Genomic DNA, 13,302 nt, shown 5'->3' on the forward strand with positions numbered 1-13,302 from the left:
GTCGGTTCCGGGCCCTTCTGCTGGGGCTCTCAGTACGTCACGCCGTCGGCTCGCCGCCGAAGCGCTCCTTGTAGGACTCCAGGTCCTCGTCCGTGATCTTTGCGAAGAGGACCGGGGGCACGGTGAACGGGGTGCCGGCCGGGACCGTGGTCAGCGCCGTGGCCTCCTCCGCGGTGACCCACTGGGCGTCGTCGCCGGGAAGGTCGAACGCGGCGCGCATGGCGGCGGCCGACGCGGGGATGAACGGCTCGGAGACCACCGCGTAGAGGCGGATGAGGTTCATCGCCGTGCGCAGCGTGAGGGCCGCGGCGTCCTTGTCGGTCTTGATCTCCAGCCAGGGGGCCTTCTCCTCCAGGTAGGAGTTGCCCGCGGACCACAGGGCGCGCAGCGCCGCCGCGGCCTTGCGGAACTGGAGGGCCTCCATCTGGCTCTCGTACTCGGCGAGGAGCGTGGAGATCTCCTGGCCCAGCCTGGCCTCCGCCTCGCCCGGCTCGCCGCCCGCCGGGACCTCCTCGCCGAAGCGCTTCTTGGAGAAGGACAGGACGCGGTTGACGAAGTTGCCGAGGGTGTCGGCCAGGTCCTTGTTCACCGTCGCGGTGAAGTGCTCCCAGGTGAACGAGGAGTCGTCCGACTCGGGGGCGTTGGCGATGAGGAAGTAGCGCCAGTAGTCGGCGGGCAGGATCTCCAGCGCCTGGTCGGTGAAGACACCGCGCCGCTGCGACGTGGAGAACTTGCCGCCGTAGTACGTCAGCCAGTTGAAGGCCTTCAGGTAGTCGACCTTCTTCCACGGCTCACGGATGCCCATCTCCGTGGCCGGGAACATCACGCTGTGGAACGGGACGTTGTCCTTCGCCATGAACTCCGTGTACCGGACGTCGGAGGCGCCGGCGGGCTCGTACCACCACGACTTCCAGTCGCGCGTCTCCCCGTCGGGGGCCTGGTCGGCCCACTCCTTCGTCGCGCCGATGTACTCGATCGGGGCGTCGAACCATACGTAGAAGACCTTGCCCTCGGCCGCCAGCTCCGGCCACGTGTCCGCCGGGACCGGGACGCCCCAGTCCAGGTCACGGGTGATCGAACGGTCGTTGAGACCCTCGGTCAGCCACTTGCGGGCGATGGAGGAGGCGAGGTGCGGCCACTCGCCCGCGACCTCGTCGATCCACGCCTCGACCTCGCCCTGGAGCTTCGACTGGAGGAGGAAGAGGTGCTTGGTCTCACGGATCTCGAGGTCCGTGGAGCCCGAGATCGCCGAGCGCGGGTCGATCAGGTCCGTCGGGTCCAGGACGCGCGTGCAGTTCTCGCACTGGTCGCCGCGGGCCTTGTCGTAGCCGCAGTGCGGGCAGGTGCCCTCCACGTAACGGTCCGGGAGGAAGCGGCCGTCGGCGGGCGAGTACACCTGCCGGATCGCGCGCTCCTCGATGAACCCGTTCTCGTTCAGCTTGCGGGCGAAGTGCTGGGTGATCTCCGCGTTCTGCTCCGAGGAGCTGCGGCCGAAGTGGTCGAAGGCGAGGTTGAACCCGTCGTAGACCGCCTTCTGCGCGTCGTGCGCCTGCGCGCAGAACTCGGCGACCGGGATGCCCTGCTCCTTGGCGGCGAGCTCGGCGGGGGTGCCGTGCTCGTCCGTCGCGCAGATGTACAGCACGTCGTGGCCGCGTCGGCGCAGGTACCGGGAGTACACGTCGGCCGGGAGCATGGACCCCACCATGTTGCCCAGGTGCTTGATCCCGTTGATGTACGGAAGGGCGCTGGTGATGAGGTGTCGAGCCATCGGGGGCTGCTCCCGGGTTGTGACGTGGGTGGAATCTAGAAATCGTATCCGACATGGGGCGGCCGCCCGCGCGGTGTTTTACTGCGCGGACGGCCGTGGGGTATGTGGGCCCCGCCCCTGCCGGTGTTACGGGCGCCAGGCCGCCAGGAGGCCCTTGTAGAGGTCCGCGTCCGTGAGTTCCAGCGGGGTCTCGCCCGCGTGGAAGACCGCGGTGTTCTCCGCCTTCAGCTTCCGCAGGTAGTCGAAGTTCTTCGAGTCCGGGTCGCCGAACGTCACGAACTGGAAGAACAGCGGGTGCGATGCCGCTGCCGCGAGGGCCTCGTTCGCCGGGCGCTGGGTGTCCGGGGGGCCGTCCGTCTGGAAGATCACCAGGGCCGGGGCGGTGGGGTCGTCCGACTTCTGGTGGTGGGCGACGACCTCTTCGATCGCGCGGTGGTAGCTGGTGCGGCCCATGCGGCCCGCCTCCGCGTGCCACGCGTCTACCTTGCCCTCGTACGCGTCCAGGGTGAGGTCGCCCGAGGCGTCGATGTCCGTCGAGAAGATCACCGTGTGGACGGTGGGGGTCTCGCGGGCGTCCAGGTGGGCGGCGAGGGCGATGGTCTGCTCGGCGAGGGCGGCGACGGAGCCGTTCTTGTAGTACGGGCGCATGGAGCCGGAGCGGTCCAGGACGAGGTAGACCGTGGCGCGGGTGCCGGTGAGCTCGCGCTTCTTGAGGGCGGCGCCGGCGGCCTTGTGCGCGGTGGCGAGGCCGGGTGCGCGGGTCTTTACCTTGGCGGGTGTGTGGGCGGGGCCCTCCGTGGCCTTCACCGGGACGACCTCTTCCGCCGCGGCGGGGGCGGGCTCCGTGGTCTCCTCGGCCTGGGCCGGGGTGGGCTCTTCCGCTGCGGCGGGGGTCGGCTCCGTGGTCTCTTCGGCCTGCGCCGTGGCCTTTGCCGGGGCGGGCTCGGCGTCCTCGTTCTCCTCGGCCGGGGCCGGGGTGGGCTCTTCCGCCGCGGCGGGGGTCGGCTCCTTGGTCTCCTCGGCCTGCGCCGTGGCCTTTGCCGGGGCGGGCTCGACGTCCACGTTCTCCTCGGCCGGGGCCGGGGTGGGCTCTTCCGCCGCAGCGGCGGCCGGCTCCTCGGTCTTCTCGGCCTGCGCCGGGGCGGGCTTCTCCGCCTCGGCGGGGTCGGCGCCCTCGTTCTCTTCAGCCTGCACCGGGGGCTGTGCCCACCCTTCCCCAAGCTCTCGGCTTCGCTCGAGCAGGGGAGACCCCATTCGCCCAGCGGGACGATTGCCCACAGCGGGAGCCGCATCCTCGGCCTCGGCCTTCACCTCGGGCTCCGCAGGAGCCACAGGCTTGGGCTCGGCCGGAGTCTCGACCTTCTCCTCGGCCGGAGCCGGTGCAGCGACGTCGGCCTCTGCCTTCTCCTCGGCTGGAGCCCCCACCTCGGGCTCCGCAGGGGCCGCGGGCTCGGGCTCGGCCGGAGCCTCAGCCTTCTCCTCAGCCGGAGCCGGAGCAGCGGCCTCAGCCTGCGCCTTTTCCTCGGCCGGAGCCGGAGCCTCGGGCTCCGGCTTCTCCTCGGTCGGAGCCGCGGGCTCCGGGGCACCGGTGGCCCGCTCGTCCACCGGAGGTGACGGCTTGGGGACGGTGATGTTGTCGAAGGCTGCCGAGACCAGGTCGTCGGCCTCGCCCTTCGCGGGGGCGGGGACCGTCGGCGCGGGCTGGTCCGGGGTGGTGGCGGGTGCCGCCTCCTCGTCCTTCTTACGGGACCGCCCGAACGCGTTCCGCAGCAGATCCAGAATGCCCATGTGCGCAACCTTCCGCATGAATTGGTCCCAAAATCGCCCCTGGAAATCGCCCCTGGAACCCCAGGCCAGGGCGGACACGTAAGGTTAGCCGCCACCTCCCGGCCACCTCACGGTGCGCCTCGCCCGGAGGTGGAGTCTCCCGCGAGTTCGCGCGGCCAGATGCCGTCGGGCGAGCGCAGCAAATGCGTGAACGCCCGCTCGGCGGGCGAGAGCAGCCGGTCACGGCGGCGCACCAGGGACACGGGGCGCGGGCTCGGTTCGGGCTGTACGGGCAGGATCGTCAGGGCGTGGGAGCTCTCCACGTCGTCCACGACGGCGTGTTCGGAGATGAGGGCGACGCCGAGCCCGGCCCCTGCGCACTGCTTGACCGCTTCCGGGCCCCAGACGTCGGACCGGGTCACCTGCTCCGTGAGGCCCCACTCGTCCAGGACGCGTTCCTGTTCGGAGCGGGTGTGCGAGCCGGGTTCGCGCATGAGGAAGCATTCGCCCGCGAGCAGCTTCGGGTCGAGCGGACCGGCGCGGCCCGCGAGGGGGTGCCCGGCGCGGGCGACCAGGACGAGCCGTTCCTCGAGGACCGGTTCCATGAGGAGTTGGGGCGTGGTGGCCGGTCCGCCCGCGACGACGGCGATCCCGATGTCCCCGCCGAGCAGCCGTTCGGCGACGGCCCGGTTGTTGCCGACGAACACGTCGCACTCCACTCCCGGGTACTGCGCGCGGAACCGGGCGAGCAGCGCGGGCAGCAGATACGTGCCGACCGTCGTCGAGCCGCCGACCAGCAGCCGCCCGTGTTCGAGCGAGGACACCTGCTGCACCGCGGCCACCGCCTCGTCGGCCAGCAGGAAGACGCGCTTGGCGTACGCGGCGAGCACCTCGCCCTCCGCGGTCGGCCTGGTCCTGGCCCCCGAGCGGTCCACCAGCGTGACTTTCAGGGACTGTTCGAGCCGCCGCACCTGGTTGGAGACGGAGGGCTGGCTCATGTACAGCTCGTGCGCGGCGGCCGAGAAGCCCTGGTGCTCCACCACCTTCAGGAAGATCCACAGACGGTGCAGATTGAGCTCCACGACCCCTCCCGGAAGATCGGCGGGCGCCGCGAGCGTAGCCGATGACCGGCGGCCGGGACAGGGCCGCCGCACGGCACGGGACGGGCCCGTCCGGCTATGGCGGTCATAGCGAACTTCGTGGTTCTGCGCCCCGAAAGCCCGGTGGACCATGAGTTCGTACCCGGAGGCCGGGACCGACCCCGGCTTTCCGCAGCTACGACCCACAGGGGTGGACGTACATGAATCCTGTCGCCGGTACCGCATGGCAGACCTCCTCCGACGGCCGGCTCACCGTCAACGGACGCGGCTATCCGCGCCCGGGCCGTCCGGTCGTGGTCGTCTGCATCGACGGCAGCGAGGACGCCTATCACGAGCGGGCGATCGCGGACGGGCTGATGCCGTTCACGGAGGCGATGCTGGCGCGCGGCGGCGATCTGCGCGGCGCCTGCACGATGCCGTCCTTCACCAACCCCAACAACCTCTCCATCGCCACCGGCGTGCCGCCCGCCGTGCACGGCATCTGCGGCAACTACTTCTACGACGCCGAGGCCGGCGAGGAAGTCATGATGAACGCGCCCGAACTGCTGCGGGCGCCCACGCTGTTCGCCGCGTTCTCGCAGACCGGCGGCAAGGTCGCCGTCATCACCGCCAAGGACAAGCTGCGGCGGCTGCTGGGCAGCGGACTCGCCGAGGGCGGCATCTGCTTCTCCGCGGAGAAGGCCGACCAGGTCACCCTGGAGGAGAACGGCATCGAGAAGGTCCTGGAGTCCACCGGCTTCGAACTGCCCTCCGTGTACAGCGCGGAGCTGAGCGAGCTGGTGATGGCCGCGGGCTGCGACGTCCTGGAGCGCGACCGGCCCGACCTGATGTATCTCTCGCTGACCGACTACATCCAGCACAAGCACGCGCCGGGCTCCCCGGTGGCCAACCGGTTCTACGCCATGTTGGACCGCTACTTCGCCCGGATCGACGCCCTCGGCGCCGTCCTCGTCGTCACCGCCGACCACGGCATGAACGCCAAGTCCGACATCGACGGCGAGGCGCAGGTCGTCTTCCTGTCCGACTGGTTCGACGCCGAGACCGGCGCCGGTGCGAGCCGCGTCGTGCTGCCGATCACCGACCCGTACACGGTCCACCACGGCGCTCTCGGCTCGTACGCGACCGTGCACCTGCCGCAGGGCGGCGCGGACCGTGCGGCGCTGCGGCGGCGGCTCGCCGCCGTCGACGGGGTCGACGAGGTGCTCACCCGTGAGGAGGCCTGCGAGCGGTTCGAGCTGCCCGCGGACCGGATCGGCGACCTCGTCGTCATCGCGGAACGCAACACGGTGCTCGGCACGACCGCCGCCCGGCACGACATCTCCGGCTTCACCGAACCGCTGCGCTCCCACGGCGGGCTCACCGAACAGCGCGTCCCCGTCCTGGTCAACCGGCCCGTGGACCTCCCGGCCGGGCACCGGCTGCGGAACTTCGACGCCTACTGGATCGGCTGCCACGCCGCGGCGGGCGAACCCCTGACCGTCTGAGCCCCCCCCAAAGCCCCGCAAGAAACAAGGCCGTTCGGCCACCCGCCGGCACATCGGTACAGCTCCATCCGCTCCGTCGAGGATTGGACTCCCCATGGCCGAAACCGAACCACCCGTCACGTCCCGCGAGGCCCAGCGCACCGTCCACCCGCACCTGGTGAACCCGCGACTGCGCTGGCGGATCTTCGCGGTCACCTGGGTCGCGTACGCGGGCTTCTACTTCGTGCGGCAGGCGTTCTCCGTCGCGAAGCTCGGCATCCTGGACGACCCGGTGCTCTCCCACACGCTCTCCGAGCGGGCCCTCGGTGTCATCGACGCGGTCTATCTCGCGGCCTACGCCGTGGGGCAGTTCGTGTGGGGCGCGTGGTCCGACCGGTTCGGGCCGCGGGTCGTCGTCATCACCGGCATGGTCGGCGCGATCGGCGCGGGTCTGCTGATGGGCGCCTCCAGCGCGCTGCTCGTGTTCGGCGGCGCCATGGTGGTCCAGGGCCTGGCGCAGTCGGCCGGGTGGGCGCCGCTGTGCAAGAACATGGGCGCGTTCTTCCCGGTCGCCGAGCGCGGCAGGGTGCTGGGCGTGTGGTCCACCAACTACGCGTTCGGCGGGCTCGCGGCGCCGCCGTTCCTGGGCTGGCTCGCGTACTCCGTCTTCGACAGCTGGCACGCCGCGTTCTTCTGCGGGTCCGCGACCCTCGCCGTCGTCCTCGTGCTCTTCGTCCTCTTCCAGAAGAACGCGCCCGACAGCGAGGAGGGGCCAGAGGCGGTCGCGCCCAAGAAGAGCCGGGGCGGCGGTCTCGCCCTGTACCGCAAGACCCTGCGCGACCCGATGGTGCTCACCCTGGGCGCCGCCTACTTCCTGCTCAAACCGGCCCGCTACGCGATCCTGCTGTGGGGTCCCGTGCTGGTCAGCGAGCGGCTGCCGCAGGTCGACAAGGTGGGGGCGACGATCATCCCGGTGGCGTTCGGCGCGGCGGGCGTGCTCGCGCCGATCGTCGTGGGCTGGGTGTCGGACCGGCTGTTCCAGTCCCGCCGGGTGCCCGCCTGCGTGGTGTCGCTGGCCCTGCTGACCGTCGCCCTCGGCCTGTTCATGCCGCTCACCGCGACCGACAGCGTCGGCGCCGTGGTCGCGCTGCTCGCCGTCATCGGGCTCGCCGTGTACGCCGCCGACTCGATGATCTCGTGCGTCGCGGCGGTCGACTTCGGCGCGGAGGAGACCGCGGGCACCACCGCGGGGCTGGTCAACGGCTGCGGTTCGGTCGGCGCGATCCTCGGCGGGCTGCTGCCCGGATTCCTCTCCGGCTCCGCCCTGTTCCTGCTCTTCTCGGTCGCCGCCGCGCTGGCCGGAGCGGTCATGGTTCCGCACTGGAACCGCCGCCCGCGCACGGCTCCCGCCCAGTGACCGCTCCCCTCCCCGTACCGGTCCCCGTACCGAAAGGCAGGCAGACATGAACCGTCAGCACGCGGACACCGTCGTCGTCGGCGCCGGCATCGTCGGTCTCGCGCACGCGCTCGCCGCCGCACGGCGCGGCCGCAGGGCCGTCGTCCTCGAACGCGACGACTTCGCGGTGGGCGCCTCGATCCGCAACTTCGGGATGATCTGGGCGGTCGGACAGCAGCGCGGAAAGGTGTACGAGCGGGCGCTGCGCAGCCGCGAGGTGTGGCTGGAGGTGGCCGCCAAGACCGGCCTGTGGGCGCCCGAGACCGGTTCGCTGCATCTGGCGCGGCACGCGGACGAGGCCGCGGTCCTGGAGGACTTCCTGCGGCTCAGCGACGCGGCCAGGGAGCGGGGCGCGCGGATGATCACCGCGGACGAGGCGGCCGAGCGCTCCGGCTTCGTGCGCCGCGACGGACTGCGGGCCGCGATGTGGAGTCCTACGGAGGTCAATGTCGACCCGCGCCGGGCGATACCGGCCGTGGCGGAGTACCTGGCCGCCGAGTACGGCGTGGAGTTCCGCTTCGGCACGCATGTGCGGGGCGTCTCGATGCCGACCGTCTCCACCACGGCGGGCGACTGGGACTGCGAGCAGGTCTTCGTCTGTTCCGGCAACGACTTCGCCTCGCTGTACCCGGAGGTGTTCGCCGCGAGCGGTCTTACGCGCTGCAAGCTCCAGATGATGCGCACCGCCCCGCTGGCCGGTGGCAGGGCGCTCGGTCCGATGCTCTGCGGCGGGCTCACCCTGCTGCACTACGCGGCGTTCGACGGCTGTCCCGCGCAGCCGGAGCTGGCGCGGCGGATGGGCGAGGAGCTGCCGTTCCACCGCGAGCACGGCATCCACGTGCTGGTCTCGCAGACCGCCGACGGCCGCCTCACGCTCGGCGACTCGCACGCGTACGGGTCCACCCTCGGCCCGTTCGCGGACGGCGCGGTGGACGACGCGGTCCTGGAGTACCTGGACACGTTCGCGGGGCTTCCGCCGGAGGCGGAGGTGACCGAGCGCTGGGTCGGTTTCTATCCGTCGCTGCGGGACGGCCGCACCGAGCTGGTCGTCGACCCCGAGCCCGGCGTCACCGTCGTCAACGGCGTGGGCGGGGCCGGCATGACGCTCTCGTTCGGCCTCGCCGAGGAGATCCTGGCCACCCGCTGACCGGCCGGACCCGCACGACAGTGGGCCGGTGCCTCCCTCCGGGGAAGGCACCGGCCCTTTCGGCGCGCGGGGGTGCTCAGTACGAGATGCAGGCCGAGTGCCACGCCGTGTAGAAGTCGAAGACCTCGGGCGAGCACTCCGGCGGCCCGTACTGGCTGGCCTTGTCCCCGACGTGCGGCAGGTGCGCGTAGGCGCCCACGCCGGGCCGGTTGACGTGCAGCATGCCCGCCTCGAAGCGGTCCAGGGCCTCGAAGGCGCGGGTCTGCGACGCGGTGAAGACGGTCCCCGACATGCCGTACTTCACGGAGTTCGCGATCCGCAGCGCGTCGTCGAAGTCCGCCGCGTCCACCACCGCGAGCACCGGCCCGAACACCTCCTCCTGGGCCAGCTCCGCGTCCCACGGCACGTCCCGGATCACTGTCGGCTGCACGTAGCACCCCTGAGGGAGATCCGGGCGCTCCTCGGGGCCGCCGCCGCACACGACCTTGCCGCCGTCCCGCTGCGCGCCCGCGACGGCGGCGAGGGCGGCGTCCCTGCGCGCGGTGTCCACGACCGGGCAGAGTTCGGACGCCGGGTCGAAGCCGGGGCCCACCCGCAGGTGGGCGACGCGGGCGACGAGCCGGTCCAGGAACTCCTCGCGGACCCGGACGTCGACGACGGCCCGGCTGGTCGCCGAACAGCGCTGTCCCGCCTGCCCGAACGCGCCGTGCACGACGGCGTCCACGGCCTTGTCGAGATCGGCGTCGTCGCAGACCACGACCGCGTTCTTGCCGCCGAGTTCGAGCTGGGTGCGCAGCAGCCGGTGCGCGCCGCCGGTGTGGATCGCGGTGCCGATGGGCAGCGAGCCGGTGAAGCTGATGCCGGCGACGGCCGGGTTCGCGACGAGCGCCTCGCCTGCCGCCGCGTCGCCCTGCACGAGGTTGAGCACCCCGTCCGGCAGGCCCGCCTGCCGGAAGACGTCGACGAGCAGCGCGGAGGTGAGGGGCGTCAGCGGGGAGGGCTTGAGGACGGCGGTGCAGCCGGCGAGCAGCGCGGGGGCCACCTTCCACATCGGGATCGCCAGCGGGAAGTTCCACGGCGAGATCAGCCCCACCACACCGATCGGCCTGCGAAAGGTGTACGCGAAGGTGCGCGGCTCCTCCGCGGGGGCCGTCGTACCGCCGAGCAGCCGGGCCTGCCCCGTCGTGAACTCCAGTACAGCCATGGCCCGTTGGACCTCGCCCGTGGCCTCCTTGAGCAGCTTGCCCTGTTCGCGGGTGATCGCGTGGGCGAGTTCCTGCGCGCGCTCCTCCAGGATGTGCAGCGCCCTGGTGAGGACGGCGGCCCGCTTGATGGGGCCGATGTCCCGCCAGGGGGCGAAGGCCCGCCGTGCCGCGTCGACCGCGAGGTCGACATCGGCGCCGCCGGACTCCGCGAACTCGCCGATCACGTCGGTGAGATCGGCCGGGTTCAGGTCGGCGCGGCGCTGCCCCGACTGGGCCGCGACCCACCGGCCCCCGATGTGATTTCCCGTCAGATGCCCTGCCACGTCGAACCGCGTGTCGAACCGTGTCTCGCCCGGTGCCACAGCCATGCCTGCTCCTTCGCAGCCGGTGGGATCGTCACGGCAACCCTGGCCGCAGAACCGCAGGTGAACAACGGGCGATCTGCCAATACCGGCTATAGGGAGCTGCTTATGGGTGGCTGCTCACAGGGGGCTGCTGACCGGGCTGCTGCCGTCCGGGAGCCGGTCCCGGTAGGCGGGCGTCCGCCGGACCTCCTCCCAGTACGCCTCCGCCAACTGCGGCTCGACCAGGTCGAGTACGGCCTCGCAGCGGGCGGCGAGCAGCAGGCGTACGGCGACGGGGTCGCCGGCGAGCGGCCGGACCGCCATGTCGGGGCGGGAGCGCGAGGTGGGCTGGCAGAGGGTGACGACCTCGCCGGTGGCGACGAGGTTGGCGGCGGTGAGGTAGTCGCCGTGCAGGACACGGGGGCTGACGCCCGCCGAGCGGAACGCCCTGAGCAGCCCGTCCCATTCGCCGTCCACCGTCGGGTCGATCATCCAGCGGTCCTCGGCCAGATCGGCGAGGCGGACGACAGGCTGGCGGGCGGCGGGGTGGTCGGCGGGCATGGACACGAACTGCGGTTCGCGCTCGACGAGGACCCGGCAGTGCAGTCCGGGCGGCATCCGCAGCGGGCTGCCCTCGACTTCGTGCACGAACGCCACGTCGAGCCGTCCGTCGGCGAGCAGGCGGAGCAGGGCGTGCGCGGAGACGTCCATGCGCAGGGACGGTTCCGCGCCGCGCAGTGCGGGTCCTGTGCGCAGTCGGCGCAGCCAGCCGGGCAGGGCGCGGCTCGCGGTGGAGCCGATGCGCAGCGGTCCGGGGGTGTCGGTGGCGGCGGCCACGGCGCGGGTCTCGTCGACGAGCGCCCGCAACTCGTCCACCAGCGGTCTCGCGCGGGTGAGCAGGATGCGGCCGAGCGGGGTGGGCCGGCAGCCGGTGCGCTCGCGGGTGAACAGGTGGCCGCCGATGTGGTCCTCGATGCGGCGCAGTTGGGTGCTGAGGGCGGGCTGGGTCATGCCCAGCTGCCGGGCCGCCTTGTGCAGGCTGCCCGTGTCCTCGATCGCGCACAGGACGCGCAGGTGCCGCACCTCCAGCTCCATGGGCGTCGAGCGTAGGCGGGTACTGTGCGTCGCACCAGGGGCAACGGCGGGGTGATAGCACGGAGTTATCGCCGAATGGCATCTATCCCGTGCGTCCCGTCCGCCCCAGACTCGCATGCATGGACATGACACCACCCCCCACAGTCATCCGTCTTCTCGCGTGCGCGTTCGGCGCGGGTCTCACCGTCACCGCCCTCGCCGCGGGCCCCGTGGCCGCCGCCCCGGACCGGGGCGCGCAGCACTACGCCGGTTCCTCCGAGGAGGCCGCGGCGAACAAGGCCTTCTTCCAGGCCGTCGTGAAGTCCGTCGCGGAGAAGCGGGCCGCGAACCCGCACGCCGCGTCCGTCACCGTCACGTACGACGCCTCGCAGGCCCCCACCTTCCAGCAGCAGATAGCGAGCAGCGCGTCGATCTGGAACGCGTCCGTGTCGAACGTGAAGCTCCAGGCCTCCTCCGGCGGCGGCGACTTCTCGTACCGCGAGGGCAACGACTCGCGCGGCTCGTACGCCTCGACGGACGGGCACGGCAGCGGCTACGTCTTCCTGGACTACGCGCAGAACCAGGAGTACGACTCCACGCGCGTGACCACGCACGAGACCGGTCACGTGCTCGGGCTGCCCGACCACTACGAGGGTCCGTGCAGCGAGCTGATGTCGGGCGGCGGCCCCGGCCCCTCGTGCACCAACGCGAACCCGGACGCCAACGAGAAGGCGCAAGTGGAGTCCCTGTGGGCCAACGGCTTCGCCAAGGCCCTGCGCAAGGCGGAGCTCGAACTGCGATGACCCCGCGATAGCCGGGGCGCGCGGCTCTTCCCCACCTGCGACCTGACCGCAGTGGGCCGCCGCCTCTCACACCGGGCCGCCGTCCGCCTCCCCATGGACGGTGGCCCGGTGAAAACGCGTGCGGTTCAGCCGTGCAGCGTGAGGTCCACCAGGAGCGCCCGGTGGTCCGTGTCCGCGAGGCGGACGAAGCGGGACTTGTCGGCCGAGAAGTCGTCGCTCACCAGTACGTGGTCGATCTGTGTGCCCAGCGGGCCCGGCGCCGCCGACGGCCAGCTCGGGGTGCGGGCGTGGCCGGTCGGGCGGGCCGCGTCGTGCAGCGCGCCCGCGTCGAGGATGCGGCGGAACGCCGCGTGGTCCTGCGTCGCGTTGAAGTCGCCCGCCATGACGGCGGGGCCCTCGGTGGCCCGCGCCGCGTCCGCGAGGCGCCCCAGCTCCCTCTTCCACACGTTCACCTGGTCGGCCAACGGCGGCATCGGATGCGCGAGTTGAAGCCGCACCGCGTGCCCCCGCACGTCCGCCGTGGCGGCCGGCATGCCCATCGTCCCGGCCACCTTCGGCGCCGGCTTCAGCGGGAACGCGCTGAGGATCGTCGAGCCCGCGGAGCCGTCCGCCGCCACCGACTGCCGGTACGGGTAGCGGGTGCGCAGCGACTCCCGGTCCAGCGCGTCCCGGCAGGGCCGCCCGCACTCCGCGACGAACACGAGGTCTGGGCGGTGCCGGGTGACCGTGTCGATCAGCGCGGGGGTGCCCCGGCTGAACTGGACGTTGGACGCCAGCACCCGTACCCCGGAGACCGGCGGGCCGTCCGGCTCGGGGGCGTCCCGCCCGTACGGCTCCATGAACCAGGCGAGCGCGCCGAGCACGACGACGCCCCAGACGAGACCCGTGCGCCAGCGCGACAGCAGCGCGAGGAGCAGCGCGGCGACCGTCGGCGCGAGCAACCAGGGCAGGAAAGCGAGGAGTTGGGGTACCGGGGTGACCGCGTCGCGGTCCGCGGCCCGGCAGCCGACGACCACGCTGACCGCCGCGAGCAGCAGCGCCGCCGCCCACGCCCCCGTCCGCCCCACGCGGCGGCGCCCGGCGTCCCGCGGCTCGTCCCGCGGGGCGCCGGGCGCCTCGTCCGTGATGTGCTGCTGCCGCTGGTCCAAGGCCCGGCCCCCGTACCTGTCCGCTGG

The 13,302-nt window shown here is 72.2% G+C and carries 10 protein-coding genes; 4 read left to right on the forward strand and 6 right to left on the reverse strand.

Translation table 11 applies throughout. The annotated features are described in order from the left end of the window. Positions 1-37: 37 nt before the first annotated feature. The 3 genes from metG to ACY34M_RS27310 form a co-directional block, all read right to left on the reverse strand. A complete protein-coding gene (gene metG / locus ACY34M_RS27300) occupies positions 38-1,768 on the reverse strand; it encodes a methionine--tRNA ligase (protein WP_462722373.1) in 1,731 nt (576 codons plus the stop codon). A gap of 126 nt (positions 1,769-1,894) precedes the next feature. Next, positions 1,895-3,556, reverse strand: a complete 1,662-nt coding sequence (locus ACY34M_RS27305) for a VWA domain-containing protein (protein WP_462722374.1) — start codon at positions 3,554-3,556, stop codon at positions 1,895-1,897. A gap of 107 nt (positions 3,557-3,663) precedes the next feature. Continuing rightward, positions 3,664-4,617: a LysR family transcriptional regulator gene (locus ACY34M_RS27310; protein ID WP_462722375.1), complete on the reverse strand. Its 954-nt coding sequence runs from the start codon at positions 4,615-4,617 to the stop codon at positions 3,664-3,666. Between the two features lie 218 nt (positions 4,618-4,835). Here ACY34M_RS27310 and phnA point away from each other — a divergent pair, with 218 nt between their 5' ends. The 3 genes from phnA (at position 4,836) to ACY34M_RS27325 (ending at position 8,701) form a co-directional block, all read left to right on the forward strand. Continuing rightward, positions 4,836-6,119: a phosphonoacetate hydrolase gene (gene phnA, locus ACY34M_RS27315; RefSeq protein WP_462722376.1), complete on the forward strand. Its 1,284-nt coding sequence runs from the start codon at positions 4,836-4,838 to the stop codon at positions 6,117-6,119. A 94-nt stretch (positions 6,120-6,213) separates the two neighbouring features. Beyond that, complete coding sequence (locus ACY34M_RS27320; RefSeq protein ID WP_462722377.1) at positions 6,214-7,515, forward strand: MFS transporter; 1,302 nt, start codon at positions 6,214-6,216, stop codon at positions 7,513-7,515. A 46-nt stretch (positions 7,516-7,561) separates the two neighbouring features. Continuing rightward, entirely contained in the window at positions 7,562-8,701 is a 1,140-nt protein-coding gene (locus ACY34M_RS27325) for a TIGR03364 family FAD-dependent oxidoreductase (protein WP_462722378.1), read from the forward strand. 76 nt (positions 8,702-8,777) lie between these two features. Here the strand turns inward: ACY34M_RS27325 and ACY34M_RS27330 are convergent, their stop codons facing one another. Further along, positions 8,778-10,274, reverse strand: coding sequence for an aldehyde dehydrogenase family protein (locus tag ACY34M_RS27330; protein ID WP_462722379.1), 1,497 nt, complete (start codon positions 10,272-10,274; stop codon positions 8,778-8,780). Between the two features lie 114 nt (positions 10,275-10,388). After that, the gene (locus ACY34M_RS27335) at positions 10,389-11,345 is read right to left on the reverse strand and encodes a LysR family transcriptional regulator (protein ID WP_462722380.1); all 957 of its coding nucleotides are present in this window, start codon (positions 11,343-11,345) and stop codon (positions 10,389-10,391) included. A 125-nt stretch (positions 11,346-11,470) separates the two neighbouring features. On the opposite strand from ACY34M_RS27335, the gene snpA reads away from it, so the two are divergent. After that, on the forward strand, positions 11,471-12,127 hold the full coding sequence (gene snpA / locus ACY34M_RS27340) for a snapalysin (protein WP_462722500.1): 657 nt from the start codon (positions 11,471-11,473) through the stop codon (positions 12,125-12,127). Positions 12,128-12,252: 125 nt separating this feature from the next. Here the strand turns inward: snpA and ACY34M_RS27345 are convergent, their stop codons facing one another. Next, positions 12,253-13,275 carry an endonuclease/exonuclease/phosphatase family protein gene (locus ACY34M_RS27345; protein ID WP_462722381.1) on the reverse strand — a complete coding sequence of 341 codons (1,023 nt, stop codon included), beginning with the start codon at positions 13,273-13,275 and terminating at the stop codon, positions 12,253-12,255. Between the last annotated feature and the right edge of the window lie 27 nt (positions 13,276-13,302).

It is taken from the genome of Streptomyces sp. EDA2-14, from assembly GCF_054963755.1.

What these genes read in the sequence shown, in the direction of transcription:
- ACY34M_RS27320 (WP_462722377.1), top strand. Translation starts at nt 6,214, where the DNA reads ATGGCCGAAACCGAACCACCCGTCACGTCCCGCGAGGCCCAGCGCACC.
- snpA (WP_462722500.1), top strand. Translation starts at nt 11,471, where the DNA reads ATGACACCACCCCCCACAGTCATCCGTCTTCTCGCGTGCGCGTTCGGC.
- ACY34M_RS27305 (WP_462722374.1), bottom strand. Translation starts at nt 3,556, where the DNA reads ATGGGCATTCTGGATCTGCTGCGGAACGCGTTCGGGCGGTCCCGTAAG.
- metG (WP_462722373.1), bottom strand. Translation starts at nt 1,768, where the DNA reads ATGGCTCGACACCTCATCACCAGCGCCCTTCCGTACATCAACGGGATC.
- phnA (WP_462722376.1), top strand. Translation starts at nt 4,836, where the DNA reads ATGAATCCTGTCGCCGGTACCGCATGGCAGACCTCCTCCGACGGCCGG.
- ACY34M_RS27330 (WP_462722379.1), bottom strand. Translation starts at nt 10,274, where the DNA reads ATGGCTGTGGCACCGGGCGAGACACGGTTCGACACGCGGTTCGACGTG.
- ACY34M_RS27335 (WP_462722380.1), bottom strand. Translation starts at nt 11,345, where the DNA reads ATGGAGCTGGAGGTGCGGCACCTGCGCGTCCTGTGCGCGATCGAGGAC.
- ACY34M_RS27325 (WP_462722378.1), top strand. Translation starts at nt 7,562, where the DNA reads ATGAACCGTCAGCACGCGGACACCGTCGTCGTCGGCGCCGGCATCGTC.